Origin of the sequence: Mesorhizobium shonense, assembly GCF_040545255.1 — a bacterium.
In the GTDB taxonomy this organism is placed as follows: domain Bacteria; phylum Pseudomonadota; class Alphaproteobacteria; order Rhizobiales; family Rhizobiaceae; genus Mesorhizobium; species Mesorhizobium shonense.
Map to the genome: position 1 here is coordinate 985,106 of NZ_JBEPLM010000001.1, position 14,637 is coordinate 999,742.

Sequence of the window (14,637 nt, forward strand, 5' to 3'; positions counted from 1 at the left end):
TCATGGCCATTACCGTCTTTGCCGAGAACATGGGCTTCTTCCACAAGGGCAGCAATGGCAAGGGCATTGCGCCCGGCGACGTCTGTCTGTCGCCGCCGTCACCGCCTGCAGGCCCGGTTCCGGTGCCCTACGTCAACATGCTATCCTCCTCCGACCTGTCGAACGGCACCAAAAGCGTCAAGATCGACGGCGAGCCTACGGCGATCGAGAATTCTTCAGAGATTTCAACTAGTACCGGCAACGAACCAGCGACGCAGGGACTCGGTGCGGGCGTAATCACCCACAAAATCAAGGGCAAAGGCGTCTTCAAACTGTGGTCGTTCACGGTCAAGGCGGAGGGCAAGGGGGTCGACCGTCATGGCGACATGATGGCTCAGAACACGGCAAGCGATCTGCCCAACTGTATCGACCAGACGGCGATCAATACCTTCAAGGCACTGCTCAGACGCAAGGGCATCCCGCCCGGTCCCTGTCCGAGCAAGCCTTACGATGCGAAGGTCCACCGGCCGGATAAGGATCCTTCCCCGGCTCAGAAGAAGGCTGTTCGGAACAAACCGTGCTGGGAATGCGCCCGGGACGACAAACGGGTGTCGCGGGCTCATTGGCGCACCACACGATCAAGCACGGGAGCGATCCAACGGTACGAGGATCCTACCCACGGAAAAGACATGGCGCGCGGCCCAGGCCATATGACCCACGACCATCAGCCACCGCTGTGTGTGGCCTGGGCGCTCGGCGGATGCAACATGAAACTTGCCGATTTCAAGAAGTACTTCGAACGCGCAAGCCGGGTCAAACCTCACTGTGAGGCGCATTATCGAAGTCAAGGAAGTCAGGCGGAAGCCTACGCGGCCACGCTATGAGAGAGTGAACCATGATCGTGATCGCCAAGAGCTACGACGATATCCAGCAGCGCTACATCGCCGAACTGCGGGGGCTGTTGCCTGAAGTCAAAGCCTGGTGGGGCGCGATAGCTGCAACGGACACCTCCGAGGCGATCTCACTGGTCTGGCCGACCGGAATTTCTGGGCATCCGCGCTTTCTGCATACCTTCCGGACGTACTATTTCGAGGTGGAGAACTTAAACCGAAAGAACGAACATGAATTCGTCGAGCAGGCCGAGAAATCGGCCGAGGAAAAATGGGGTATAGACGACCTCGGCGACAGCCCGCGCTATGTCGGCCACATAGATTTGTTGATCGATGACATTCCCAGTAAGGCGCCCGATTTGGTCGAGGTGGTCAACGGCTTCGTTTTCCTGCCGATCGGGCTAGACCAAGACCAGGAGATCACCTAATGGCCCTGATCACCTATTTTGAGACCGATCGCGGCATTCACCGCCTGCTGCGCCAGCCCGGTTGCGTCGAGCCGAGGGATGCAAAAATCGCGGCGCGCAAGCTCGCTCAGAGCTCTCAGCGGCACCAGGACCTTTTCGATGGCTACTTGGAAGATATCCAGACGGCCTACGAGATCGCGGCGCCCTGGTGGGCCGACACGGTCAGGGCGCAGCAACAACTGGGATTGAATCGTGAAGAGGCTATTCGCTCGGCGTTCAACAAGCGTGCCGCCGGCGCAGCCGCGCATGGGAATGTAGTCTGGATCGTACGCAACTACTGGCTCGATTGCTGCGACGCCAACAAGAGTTCCGAAGAGATCGTCTATCCCGAAACCTTGCTCCTGCAATGGCTGATCGACGCCAAGAAGAAGGAACTGGTGCGCCTGATCGCGTGTATGCCGTACTGGCCGATAGGCATGGACAAGAACAAAGCCTGGTGCTGAGCAATGAGCTTTGCTGTCTGGTTGGAGAATCGCACGCCCTTCGCGGTCGGATCTTACACATTGCCCGATGCCGACGGACAGGAGGTTTACCTCGGGCTCTTCTCGGCGAGCTTCGAAGGTGTGGACGAAACGAGCGCCTTGGAGCCGGCTGACAAACAAATGCCGGTGACGCTCAGCGATGTTTTTTTCGGCGATCCGGCCGTTTCTTCGACGCGCTATGAGGCCGATATCGCGGTGCTTAAGCCGGGCGTCGACGTCATCGTCAACGGCACCGCATACGCGCCGCACGGGAAGTCGGTTCGAGAAATGCAAGTGGGACTGAAGCTCGGACCACTGCAAAAGGTGCTCAATATTGTAGGTGACCGCATCTACGATGCCGGCAGCTACAGCGCTCCACATCCGTTCACGCGGATGCCTATCGTCTACGAACGCGCTTATGGCGGTACCACGGCCGACCTGAAGACTGATCCTCGCAATCCGCTGGGAGTGGGTTTCGCGCATGCCCGCTCGGCTGATCCAGCAGTCAAGACGCAAGCGCCAAACATAACCTACCCGGCCGAGCCATTCATGAGTCCCTTGGACAAGCCGCGGCCGGCAGGCTTCGCAACGCTCGGACGCGGCTGGCAGCCGCGTCTGCCGTTGGCTGGGACTTATGATCAGGCTTGGATCGACACCCAGTGGCCCTTACCTCCGAAGGATTTCGATCCGCGTTACAATCTCGCAGCACCGTCGGACCAGCAACTGCCAAATCTCAACGGCGGCGATCAGGTCACCCTGATAGGACTCACTCCAGACGGCCGGTGGAACTTCAAACTCCCACGCGTCGTCGCGCCCATCCGCCTGATCTTCGATGACCGCGTCGAGGACCAAATTTTCAAAGCGGATACGATCATCATCGAGCCTGACATATTTCGGGTGACGCTGAAGGCGCGGGTAGCTGTGGCGACGCGGCGCAACCGGCCCGCGCTACGCGAAGTCGTCTTTGGCCATGTCACGCCAGCGCTGATTGCGGCGAAGCAAAAAGGCAAGGACTATTTCGCGCTGCGCGGGACTGACGGTACCATTACCAATCGTCTGGCATGGCTACCATGAAACGGCCACTCTACATCACTGGCGGCGGCGCAGTGACACCGGGCGGCTTGAATCGGAGGCAAACGCTGGCCGCGATCCGAGCTGGGCTCTCCGCCTATGAAGAGTTCCTGCTGTCCGAACCCATGGGTGCGTCGCAAACTGTCTCGCGCATTCCTACTCACTGGTCATTGAGAGCCACCGATTGGGACTGGCTAGTGAATATGGCGGCGCGCGCCATCATGGACGCGCTTGCATCGCCAGCGGCGGATCCACGCACCACCTTGCTGATGCTTGTTTTGCCCGAGAAGTTCAGGAACCATCCCGCCTTCGAAGAGATTGATCCGTCCGGCTTTCTAAATGCCGTAATGCAGGCATGCGGTGGCCCATTCCACGAGGCGTCGCGTGCGATCGACGGCGGTGCAGCAGCTAGCATCGGGGTGCTCGATCAACTGTCCGAAACGCTTGCGCGGCCTGACGTCGAGCGCATCCTGCTCGGCGGAGTCGATAGCCTGGTCAACGACAAGGATATCGCGCGGCTGGGTGCCGCGGGGCGGCTAAAGGGCTCCGACAATGCTCAAGGCGTTGTTCCGGGAGAAGCAGCCGCCTTTGTTTGCCTGCAATCAAGGCCCGATCCGAAGTCGCCGGGTGTCGCCTCCATCCACGGCGCCGGTTTTGCCCAGGAAGCCGATAGCGTCCTTACTGAGCGATACAGCCAGGGCAAGGCGCTGCTCGGCGCGCTTCAGGGGACGCTAAATGGAGCTGGCAATGGCCCGCGAGAGCCCGATATCGTCTTTGTAGTCAGCAATGGCAACGGAGAGCGATATAGCGGATGGGAGGCGAACATAGCGCGGTCTCGCTTCTACCGTACACGCCGCGAAATCCTGCCGATTGCCTATCCGGCAATGACCGTTGGCGACGTGGGAGCAGCCAGCGGAGCTTTGGCGCTGCTTGTGGCAGCAGACAGTTTCACTGCCGGTTATGCGCCCGGTCCGGTGGCCATGTGCGAGATCGCCTCCGAAGCCGGATTGCGCGCCGCCGCGTTGGTCAGCCGGGTCAATTTCGGCTGAGCTACATCCAGGCCGGGAAGCGCTGGGTCCGTCGCCAGTTAGCCAAGGGCAGGTCGGGGTTCTCGAAAGAGGCCCTAATGGCAGCGAGCCGCTGTTTGCGCATCGAGTGGAATACTTTGTGTTTGCCTGGTCCCCGTCCCTCGTCCCACCATGCCTTCGCTCGATCCGCGAACGGAAGCGGCGACTCCTCGATGTCGGCGAATGGCTTTCCAAGTAACGCGGGATCGACAGTGAACAGGTCTGTATCGTTGAAATCGACGTCGAAGAGGTCGCGCCAGGCTAGACCCGCGCCATAAGCGGACTGAGGTTCGCGCATGCGTTCGATCAGCCATGGGACTATCGATCTGTCGCCGAGCACTCCGGTGGCAGCCAGTGCCGGCCGCCGTAACGAAAGTTGGTTGAGGCCCTCCTGAAGCCAGGTTTTCGCGGAAGTTCCCGCCGAGGCTAGCAGCCGGATGTCGAAAACCTCGCCGGGGAGAATATCGGTATGGGCGAGCAGTTCGTCGAGGACAGGCAAAGCCGTGCGGCCGGCGTCAAGCAGACAGGCGGCGAGCGAGGCCGCTAGCCGTTCCTTCGGCTGGCCGGCAGCGAGGCGCTCTATTGCCTGGGGAAGGAGATCGCGGCGGCGCAATGCACCGGCCAGCCGGAGTGCCCTGACCCGGACCTCGGCATGGCCATTCGCGGCCAGTTCGCCCAGGCGCGGCCCGGCATCGGCCCGATGATGCCAAAGCGCCGCAAGTGCAATGCATTTGAGCATTGCTTCTTTGGAATCGATCCATCTGGCGACAAAGGAACGAAGTTTTTCCCGCGGCGTTCGGGCGATAGCGCCCGAAATAGCATTGATACCGGTTTCGCCGAGCGCCGCGGCGGCCTCGAACACCTTGGCGAGCTTCGTTTCCTCTTCCCAGTGGAGGGCCAGACAGGCCATGACAAACAGTTCGGGGGCTTGCGGATAATCGGAGAAGCGGGCGTTCGCCGCTGCCCACGCGGCTTCGCCCGATGCGAACAGGCCTTCGAGATCGGCATCGAGCCTCTGGTCGATACGGCCAATATCGATTTCGTTCAAAAGCGGTCCATCAATTTCCCGGCGTCGGCGCGACCAGAGGAAAGCGGCATCCTCCGCGTGCTGGTCGACAATTGCTGGGATCGTCGCAAGGCGCTGCATCGGCTCAACCTAATTCAGGTGGACAGCCGCCCCTCGTATCCAGTTCGTACCGGTCGCGTGGCTGTTGAGTTGTGTACCGCGAATTGAGATGCGCCCATTCTTCTCCAGGATGATGGACGCCAGGCCACATCTGAACTCGATACGATCGCGCGCATCCACTGTCACCGTCTCACCGTCGCGCATCACTTCGACGTGACGCTGATCTGGGCGTGGGTCCACTATCCGTCCAACAACAAGGGGGCAGGTCGGGTCGCCCCCTTCGAACAGCAGCGCCACCTCCGAGCCGACAGAAGAACCGTCGAGGACAGCGAGGCTGCGGGCTCTGACCGCCGTGTCGCTGGGGTTGCCGACGAAAACGACAAGCGGCGAGCCGTCATCAAAGCCGATGAGCAACCCTATGACAACGCCGTCAATACGCCCCGCTACGTCCATCGCACGGCCGCCTTCTTTCAATTGTTGTGAACACTGCTGCCTTTGATCTTGGTCTTTCCGTCTGCTTTCACGTCGATGTCGCCGCTACCGTCGAGCCTTATGTCTTTGCCCTTGAGGCTGATCGTGCCGTCCTTTTTGAGAACGATACTGGCATCGCCACATTTCAGCGTAATCTCGTCGGCCGCCTCGACGTACAGCTTCTTGCCGTATTTCATCACGCCGTCTTCGCCGACTATGACAGAGCTTGCCTTGGCAACTTTTAGCGAATAGCCCCCGCCGACCTCGATTCCCTCGTCCGCCGCAATCTTGGCCAGGCGCGCCTTGCCCACTTGCGAGGAATGAGCGCCGCCAACAGTAAAGCTCTGATCGGCGGCGACGTCCACTGTCTGGCCCGCGCCGATCTGCCAGCTATCGGCAGCGCCAATTGTGTGGCTCTGCCCTGTCCCTACCGTGACACTTCGCGACGCTCCAATTGTGTTCGTCTGCACCGCTCCGACACTACGCGTCTCGGTCGCGCCGACGGTATCGACACGAGCCGCCCCGACGGTGATGGTCTGCACAAGGCTGACGGTCTGCGAATGGTTCTGACCAATCGTTTCGGTGGAATTGGCGCCGATGCTGATTGTCTCGTTGGCACCGACCGTCAGCGAGCGGTTCTTGCCCACCGTTTCGGTATCATTGCTGCCGATGTTGGTGGTCTGGTCGACGCCGATCTTGACCGTCTTGTTGTTGCCGACATCCTCGTCGAGGTTGTGGCCGACGGAGTGCTTGGCGTCGTGGTCGATGCGGTCGGACTGGTCGTGCTGCACCGTCTTGTTGCGGTCGTGCTTGATCAGCAGATGGTGGTCCTTCTGCGCCTGGAAATTGACCAGCTCGGACCCCGCCTTGTCCTCGAACATCAGCTCATTGTAACCGCCGCCGCCCTTCGAGGAATTGGACTTCCAACCCGATTGCGTCGCATTGCCCGGCAGGCCATAGGGCGGCATCTCGGCGGCGTTGTAGACGCGGCCGGTGATGATCGGCAGGTCGGGGTCGCCCTCGATGAAATCGACGATGACCTCCTGGCCGATGCGCGGGATCTGGATGAAGCCCCAGCCGCTGCCGGCCCAGGTTTGCGACACGCGCACGAAGCAGGAAGAGTTCTGGTCCTTCTTGCCGAGGCGGTCCCAGTGGAACTGGACCTTCACCCGGGCATATTTGTCGGTGAATATCTCCTCGCCCGAAGGACCGACCACGGTCGCCGTCTGCGGGCCGCGCATGATCGGCCGCGGCGTGATGCGCGGCGGGCGGTAGGGCAATTTGGTGGGTGCCATGCCAAGCACCACCTTGAAGTTTTCGCTATGGGCCTCGTTCTGGGTCCGATAGCCCGGATCGAACAGGCGGTATTCGGCGCTGACCACCAGATAGTCCTGGTTCTGGTCGTCGCGCGGAAAGCTTTCCAGCTTGAACTTGCAGCCGGAAAAGAGCCCGCGCACGGTACCCACCGCCGTGCTGCGCTGGTGGACCGCCTGAAGTTCCTCGCGGCGAACCCCGGCAATCGCGTCGCCTCGCCCGACATCGAGATGCGCTCCGGGCTGGCGGTAATTCTCGCCGGCGGCCTCCTTGTGGCTGAATGGCTGGGCGGACTTCGCCATCAGATCGGCGCCCGGCTTTTCGAAATCATAGTCGGTGTGGGCATAAGCGCCGGGCCGCACTGAACTGCCCGGAATCCATTCGGTGATATATTCGACATCGCGCCGCGAAGCCTGCCCCTCGAAATTATAGAGCACCTTCTCGTAGCCAGGCGCCGGCTTCAGCTTGCTCATCGCATCGCAGAGGACCAGCGTGTGCTTGCCCTCGTCATGCTCGAAGAAATAGAAGATGCCCTCGTGCTCCATCAGCCGCTGCACGAAATCCAGATCGCTCTCGTCATACTGGACGCAATATTCGCGCGAGGGGTAGGAGCCTTGCAGCCGCTTCTCGAATTTCGCGATGCCGTATTTCGAGAAGATCTTTTCTACGATTTCGACCGCCGTCATGTTCTGGAAGATGCGGCAGTCGGTGGTGTTGCCGAGGAACCAGAGCCATGGCCTGACGACGGCCTCGTAAAAGGCCAGCCGGTCCTCGATGCGGGTGAGCTTGAACTCCGAGACGAGGCCGCTGAACCAGCGTTTCGGATCGGATTCTCCTTCGACCGAAACGACGCCGCCCAGCACCTTCAGCGGATCGACATCATGGCTCTTCGAGACGAAGCCGACGGTATAGGCGAAACAGCGGCTGATCTCGTCACGCCCGACGAGATGGGTGAAGGTCAGCACATCGCCGCCAACCGGCGTCTGCACAACCGTGGCACGTTCGTTCGGCATGGGTCGTGCCCCTCCTGGACGCGGCCGCCAGTGTGATGGATCGAAGCCCCCGCTCTGTAAACTGCATCACGTTCGGGAAGTTTTCGAATTCACCGCACCGGACGGATTCAGCCTAGCACATGTTTGACCGCGGCCAAATAACAGGGACAGCTTAACCATACCCCACGCATGGGTGTGAAACGCTCCTCTCCCACCGTTCCCGCAAGATGCTAGAATGCCGGTGCAATTCCGGGAAAAGCGCGCAGCGGTCTTCCGTCCGGAATTGCGTGAAATAAGTATCTATTTACCAAGTTCGGCGACGCTTCCGGATGTTCATCTCGCTCCAGATCAGCAATGTCGACAGGCTGCCCGCGGGCACGGCGGCGAGCTATGGCGCCCGCGACCGCAGCTTCGAGATCGGCCGCGAGAATTGCGACTGGACGCTTGCCGATCCGGACAAGTTCATCTCGGGTCGGCATTGCGAGGTCCGCTTCCAGGCGTGCTCCTTCTGGCTCTATGACATCTCGCGCAACGGCACCTTCATCAACGGTTCCAGCCAGCGCATGGCCGGTCCGCACCGGCTGGCTCCTGGCGACCGGGTGCTGATCGGCCGCTATGTCATTTCGGTTTCGATCGACGAGGAACGCATTGCCACCGACCATCCGCAAGGCCGGACCGGGTCGACGCAACGCGAGCTGCCGCCATCGACAGGCAGGCCGCTGGACCTCGGCAACGAGCCGTTTTTCAGTCCAACGGAACAGCGCACCGGACAGGCTGCTCCGGTATCGAGGTCCTCGGCGCTGCAGCAACCGGCCCCGGCCGCGTCGGCAGCCAGGCCCGAGGAAGCCGACAGGCTGCTGCGGGATATCGCGAGGGCGGCCGGCATGCCGCCTGACCTGCTTCAGTCGCGCGATCCGCATGAAGTGGCCGCCGAGATCGGCACCGTGCTCAGGACCACGGTCGAGCAATTGTCCCTGCTGCTCAAGGCACGCGCGGCGGCCAAGGTGCTGGCCAAAAGCGCGAACCGCACGATGATCGGCGCCGAAAACAACAACCCGCTGAAATTCGTTCCCGGCACCGACGACATACTGGAGATCATGTTCGCCAAACGCCGAGCCGGCTATCTCGACGCCGCGCACAGCGTCGAGGACGCCTTCCGGGATCTCAAGACGCACGAATTGGCCACTTACGCCGCCATGCAGGCGGCGCTCTCCAAGCTGCTCGACGATCTGTCGCCGGAGGCGATCGCCAGGAAGCTGCCGCCGGCTTCTTTTTCATCCAAGAAAAGCCAGGCGTGGGATGCCCTCGTCGCCACCTGGCGCACCATGGAGGAGAAGCACGAAAACGGCATGCTCGATGTCTTCCTGGCCTATTTCAGCGAGGCTTACGCCAAGGCCGGCAAGCAGAAGTAGCACCCCGGCGCTATGTGACCGGTCTCACAGAAGAAAACGCCGCTTTGAGCATCCTGCTTTCCAATTCCAATCAGCTGCCCGATTTCAATTAGGTGCTTGGGCGGCTAGAATGGCGCACGGAAGCTTGCCAGGCGGGCAAAGCGGCGTGACTTGGGGCGTGTGCAGCAATGTCATGTTTCGGCGAGATGAGCCTTTCCATCCGGCCCGCCGCCAAATGTTGGCATAAAAAGCGCGAAGCCGCTCTTTTTCCCCGCCGAAGACCTGTTCGCCGCACCTCGACGGTGGACCGCCGATGAGCTCGAAGGACGATCCCTCCCGGCCGGCGGACAAGACCGTCATCCGGGCGCCAAGGCCAAAACAACGGTCGCCTGCGGCTCCTCAAAGCTACTCTGCGGGCAGCGTTGCGCCTGCTTCGCCGGCCGCCCGGGAATCGACGGTATTCGACCCAGGCATCGGCCGGCAGATGCCGACCGGCTGGTCGTCCGGAACCATGGTCGTTCAAGGTTCCGCAGCCGCTGCGTCAACGCCCGCGTTGCAACAGGAAATGCTGATCCACGCCACGGATGGCGTGAAATACGCCGCGGCAAATCCAATTCTCGCGGCTGCGGCGCCGCTGCTCGTGCTGTTCGGCCAGTTGCGACTAATGCCAGTCGAGCGGCAAGCGGCGCCGTTGGCGGAGCACATCGCCGAAGCGATCGAGACGTTCGACCGGGAGCTGGCGAAAGCCGGCATCGCCGAGGAGGAAGGCAGAATCGCGAAATTCGCCCTTTGCGAGACGGCCGACGATCTCATCGGCAACCTGCCCTGGCCGAAGGACGATGCCTGGAGCGGCCACAGTCTGGTGGCAAAGGTCTTCCACACCAAACCCACCGGCGCCGGTTTCTACGAGGCGCTGAACAATATCCTAAGCAGCCCGGAGGGTCATCACGATCCGCTCGAACTGATGCATGCCTGCCTGTCGGTCGGGTTCGAAGGCCAGTATCGCGAACGGGCCGGCGAACGGGACACTCTCGAACGCATCCGGCGCGACGTCTACGACACGATCCGCTACTTCAGCCCGCGTGCGGGGGACGACATCTCGCCCCATTGGCAAGGCATGGCGGCGACGCTGTCGAAGCCAAGGGCGCGGCTGCCGCTATGGGCGGTCGCGGCTGCCGCCGCGACGCTGGTGACGGCGGCGTTCTTCGGGTTGCGGGTATTGATCACCGACGAGGGCGATGCGACGGCCGGCGAATTGCTGGCGCTCAATCCGTCGACGCCGGTCACCATCGAGCGGGCCAGCGTTGCGGCGCCGGCCGAACCCGCGCAAGCCGCTCCGCCGCCGTCTACCGTCCCGACGACCATACAGATCGACCGCATCCGCGCAGCTTTGGCCAAAGAGATCGACGGCGGCGGGCTGACGGTCGGCACAAAGGGCAACTTCATCGTCGTGGAGGTCAGCAACCAGCTTTTGTTCGCGCCCGGCCAGGCGGAGCTGAAGGCGCAATTCCAACCCGTTGCGGCCGATATAGCCGCGGCTCTGGATGCCGAGCCCGGGCCAGTCCGCATCGTCGGCCACACCGACAATGTCAAGCCGAAGAAATCGAGCCAGTTCAAATCCAACTTCGATCTTTCCGTCGCTCGCGCCAAGGCCGTCCAAACGATGATGGCCAAGCAATTGAAAGACCCGTCGCGGCTGAGCGTCGACGGCAAGGGTGAGGACGAACCGATTGCCGACAACGGCACGGTTGAAGGCCGCGCCAAGAACCGCCGCGTCGACGTGATGATCCCGAAGGAGGAGACGTTGTGAGCGGGCGCGGCGGGAAGCGGCACTGATGCGCTGGATGCTCAGGATATTCAGCCTGCTGGCGCTCGCCGGTTTCGCGGCGGCGGTCTGGTATGCCGGACCGCTGATCCGCTTTGCCGATAGCCGTCCGCTCGGACCGGCCTGGCTCAGGGCAACGATCATCGGCGTGACCGTCGCGCTGCTCGCGCTCTTCTACGGCATCCGCCTCTGGCAAGGACGCAAGGCGCAGAAGGCGCTCGAGAAAGCGATCGTACACAGCGACGACCGGAACGACGATGCGCAGGTGCTTGAGGCGCGCATGAGCGAGGCCATCGCGTCGCTGAAGCAGTCGAGCGGCAAGCGCAATTTCCTCTATGACATCCCCTGGTACGTCATCATCGGACCGCCAGGAGCCGGCAAGACGACGGCGCTGGTCAATTCGGGTCTGAAGTTTCCGCTTGCGGGCTCCGGCAACGCCCAGCCGGTGGCCGGTGTCGGCGGCACGCGGTCGTGCGACTGGTGGTTCACCGACGAGGCCGTGCTGATCGACACCGCCGGCCGTTATACGACGCAGGAGTCGGACGCCAAGCGCGACAAGGCGAGCTGGCTCGCCTTCTTGGGACTTTTGAAAAAATACCGCACCAGGCAGCCGATCAACGGCGTGATCCTCGCCATCAGCCTTGCCGATCTCATCGGCCTCGACGACCAGCAGCTCGATGCGCATGTCACCGAGATAAGAAGCCGCCTGCGGGAACTGCACGAGACGCTGAAGATCCAGTTCCCGGTCTACCTGCTCTTCACCAAGGCCGATCTCATCTCCGGCTTCATGGACTATTTCGGCGATTTCGACGAAGCCCGCCGGCGCAAGGTGTGGGGCGCGACGTTCCAGACCACCGACCGCAACAGGAACATGATCGGCGAGGCTCCGGCCGAGTTCGACGCGCTGGCCAGGCAGCTGGCGGACGAGATCGCCGACCGCCTCCAGGACGAGGCCGACCCGGTGGCGCGCATCGCGATCTTCGGCTTCCCGGCGCAGTTCGGCGCGCTGAGGGTACGCATCGTGCGCTTCGTCACCAGCCTGTTCGACCCGTCCCGAAGCCAGGTCAATGTCAGCCTGCGCGGGCTCTATTTTTCGTCAGGCACCCAGGAAGGAACGCCGATCGACCAGGTGCTGGGCGCGATCGGCCGCAATTTCGGCAGCGCTTCCCAGGCGCATCTTTCCGGCACCGGCAAAAGCTTCTTCCTGCATGATCTTCTGGCGAAGGTGATCTTCCCGGAGGCCGGCTGGGTCTCCTTCGACAGGGCCGCGGAGCGGCGCGCCAGGCTCGCCAGATTTGGCGGCCTCGCCGCTATCGCGCTGGCGGCTTTGGCGGCGCTCGGCGTGCTCGGTCTCAGCTTCTCGGCCAACAAATCGCTGATCGCCTCCACACGGCAGGCGATGGCGCAGTATCGCGACAGTGCGGATTCACTGCTCAAGAGCACGACGGTGACCGATGTCGATCTCGAGAACGTCATCGGGCCGCTCGATCAGTTGCGCAACCTGCCGGCGGGATATGAAACCGCCGGCCAAACGAGGCCGGTCGAGGAGAGTTTTGGGCTCAGCCAGCGGGAGAGACTTCTATCGGCGTCCAAGACGGCCTACCGGCAGGCGCTGGAGCGAAGCTTCCGCTCGCGGCTCCTGGTTCAGGCGGAACGGACGATCCAGGCAAAGATGGCCGATCCGATCGCGCTCTACGAACCGTTGAAGATCTATCTGATGCTGGGCGGCAAGGCGCCGAAGGTCGACGACGAGCTGATTATCTCCTGGATGAAGCAGGACTGGGAGGAAAACCGCTATCCAGGCGAGAACAACCGCGAGGGCCGCGCGCAGCTCGAAAAGCATCTGCGCGCCATGCTCACGCTCGACGACGCCTACGACCCGGTCTTCGATCTGAACCAGCCATTGGTCGAGGCGGCGCAGCGCTCGCTCGGACGCATGAGCCTTGCCGACCGCGCATCGGCGCTGATCAAATCGGCGGTCTACGCTGCAAAACTCCAGGACTTTTCCGTTGCCGCGAAAGCCGGTTCGGAGGCGCAGCTTTTGTTCGAACGCATGGACGGCAGCGAGCTCTCCGACCTTCGCGTTCCCGGACTCTACACCCGGGCCGGCTTCAACGGCTTCTACCTGCCGCAGCTCTCGCGCATGGCGCAAATGCTGGTCGACGACCAATGGGTTCTCGGCGGTGGCGGCGAGCAGGGCGGCATCGACCAGGACCTGCCCAAGCTCGGCCCCGAGCTCATCGACCGCTACGGCAAGGAATTCGCTTCCGCCTGGAACGGCGCGCTCGACCGGCTGAAGTTCAAGGCGATGCTGAAGGACAAGCCGCAATATATCGCACTTTCGGCCGCCGCCTCGCCGGGCTCGCCGCTTGACCGGCTGTTCACCGCAATCGCGGATGAAACCGCGTTGACGATGGATAACACCGTCTCCGAGACCAGCGCGCCACAGCAGGATCCAGCTATTATGGCCAAGGGCCTGGCCCGCATCGGCCTGCAGATCGCCGGCGGCAAGTCGCAGAGCCGTGCCGGGACAAGCTCGTCCGCCACGCAGAACGCCGGCGCTACTGTGGAAGCACAGTTCAGGCCGTTCCAGGCGCTGGTGAGCGGCTCCAGCGGACGCCGCCCGCTCGATGCGCTGACGCAGAATTTCCACGACGTCTACCAGAGCGTGAAGCTCGCGGCGGACGTGCCTTCGCAGACGGAGCGCGTCAACGCGAACCTGAAGCTGCAGATTTCGACGCTGCGCGCCAATGCTTCGCGCTTGCCCAAGCCGCTCGCGCGCATGGTCGATGCTGCGGCCGACGAGTTCGAGGGCAACGTTGCCGAAACCTCGATCGCCAATCTCAACCAGACGCTCGATGAGGCGGTCACGCGCCCCTGCGAGGAGGCCGTCAACGGTCACTATCCCTTCGCCGGCGACAGCACGGAGGAAATCTCTCTTGCCGATTTCGCCAAGCTGTTCGCGCCGGGCGGCCTGATGGACCGGTTCTTCGCGCAGAACCTGGCGCCGCTGATCGACATGACGGGTCAGGACTGGACCTGGAAGCAGGACGCGCGCTCCGGCCGCGACCTTGCCAAGTCGACCCTGAAAGCGTTCCAGTCGGCGGCGGAAATCCGCAATGCCTACTTCCCGTCCGGCGGTTCGGCGCCGTCGGTCTCGATCACCTTCACGCCTACCTCGCTGAACAGCGAGGCCGACAGCGCGGTGCTCAATGTCGACGGGCAGACCGTCCAAAGCGCGCAGGCCGGCAACGCGCCAAGCATCGTGACATGGCCGAGCGGTGCCGCTTCCGGATCGGCCAGTCTCAGCCTGACGCCGGAAATGCCGGGCCGCGAATCCGCCCTCAAATTCGAGGGGCCATGGGCCTTGAAGCGGCTGCTGGACAAGGCGACGGTCACCGGCGATGGCGGCAACACCGAAGCGCGCTTCGTGATAGGCGGACGCGACGTCGCCTACAAGATGGAGACCGGGTCGGGGGCCAACCCCTTCCTGCTCCCGGCGCTGTCCGATTTCAGCTGCCCGAAGGCGTTCTGACATGGCAGCGCTCCAGAGCATCGCCGGCGCCAGCCTTCATTTCGGTAC

The 14,637-nt window shown here is 62.5% G+C and carries 11 protein-coding genes; 8 read left to right on the top strand and 3 right to left on the bottom strand.

Annotated elements, in window-relative coordinates; translation table 11 throughout:
• The first annotated feature begins 2 nt into the window (after positions 1–2).
• The 5 genes from ABID26_RS04945 to ABID26_RS04965 are packed head-to-tail and all read left to right on the top strand — an operon-like array spanning position 3 to position 3,917.
• A complete protein-coding gene (locus tag ABID26_RS04945; RefSeq protein ID WP_126101684.1) occupies positions 3–863 on the top strand; it encodes a DUF4150 domain-containing protein in 861 nt (286 codons plus the stop codon).
• Between the two features lie 11 nt (positions 864–874).
• On the top strand, positions 875–1,297 hold the full coding sequence (locus ABID26_RS04950) for a hypothetical protein (RefSeq protein WP_126101685.1): 423 nt from the start codon (positions 875–877) through the stop codon (positions 1,295–1,297).
• The gene (locus tag ABID26_RS04955; protein ID WP_126101686.1) at positions 1,297–1,779 is read left to right on the top strand and encodes a hypothetical protein; all 483 of its coding nucleotides are present in this window, start codon (positions 1,297–1,299) and stop codon (positions 1,777–1,779) included. The genes ABID26_RS04950 and ABID26_RS04955 overlap by 1 nt, the downstream gene beginning before the upstream one ends.
• 3 nt (positions 1,780–1,782) lie before the next feature.
• Positions 1,783–2,871 carry a DUF2169 family type VI secretion system accessory protein gene (locus ABID26_RS04960; protein WP_292373769.1) on the top strand — a complete coding sequence of 363 codons (1,089 nt, stop codon included), beginning with the start codon at positions 1,783–1,785 and terminating at the stop codon, positions 2,869–2,871.
• The gene (locus ABID26_RS04965; RefSeq protein ID WP_126101688.1) at positions 2,868–3,917 is read left to right on the top strand and encodes a hypothetical protein; all 1,050 of its coding nucleotides are present in this window, start codon (positions 2,868–2,870) and stop codon (positions 3,915–3,917) included. The genes ABID26_RS04960 and ABID26_RS04965 overlap by 4 nt, the downstream gene beginning before the upstream one ends.
• A gap of 1 nt (position 3,918) precedes the next feature.
• On the opposite strand, the gene ABID26_RS04970 is transcribed toward ABID26_RS04965, so the two are convergent.
• From ABID26_RS04970 to ABID26_RS04980, 3 genes are read right to left on the bottom strand one after another with little or no spacing between them, the layout of a single operon-like run.
• Complete coding sequence (locus ABID26_RS04970; protein WP_126101689.1) at positions 3,919–5,082, bottom strand: hypothetical protein; 1,164 nt, start codon at positions 5,080–5,082, stop codon at positions 3,919–3,921.
• A gap of 9 nt (positions 5,083–5,091) precedes the next feature.
• Positions 5,092–5,514, bottom strand: a complete 423-nt coding sequence (locus tag ABID26_RS04975) for a DUF6484 domain-containing protein (protein ID WP_292302222.1) — start codon at positions 5,512–5,514, stop codon at positions 5,092–5,094.
• Positions 5,515–5,531: 17 nt separating this feature from the next.
• Positions 5,532–7,859, bottom strand: a complete 2,328-nt coding sequence (locus tag ABID26_RS04980) for a type VI secretion system Vgr family protein (protein WP_126101691.1) — start codon at positions 7,857–7,859, stop codon at positions 5,532–5,534.
• Between the two features lie 308 nt (positions 7,860–8,167).
• On the opposite strand from ABID26_RS04980, the gene tagH reads away from it, so the two are divergent.
• The 3 genes from tagH to tssM all read left to right on the top strand — a co-directional run bounded on the left by tagH (position 8,168) and on the right by tssM (position 14,589).
• The gene (gene tagH / locus ABID26_RS04985; protein ID WP_126101692.1) at positions 8,168–9,250 is read left to right on the top strand and encodes a type VI secretion system-associated FHA domain protein TagH; all 1,083 of its coding nucleotides are present in this window, start codon (positions 8,168–8,170) and stop codon (positions 9,248–9,250) included.
• Between the two features lie 544 nt (positions 9,251–9,794).
• The gene (tssL, locus tag ABID26_RS04990; RefSeq protein ID WP_354414143.1) at positions 9,795–11,039 is read left to right on the top strand and encodes a type VI secretion system protein TssL, long form; all 1,245 of its coding nucleotides are present in this window, start codon (positions 9,795–9,797) and stop codon (positions 11,037–11,039) included.
• 25 nt (positions 11,040–11,064) lie between these two features.
• Positions 11,065–14,589 (top strand): type VI secretion system membrane subunit TssM, encoded by a 3,525-nt coding sequence (gene tssM / locus ABID26_RS04995; RefSeq protein WP_189521323.1) that lies wholly within the window; start codon positions 11,065–11,067, stop codon positions 14,587–14,589.
• The last annotated feature ends 48 nt before the right edge of the window (positions 14,590–14,637 follow it).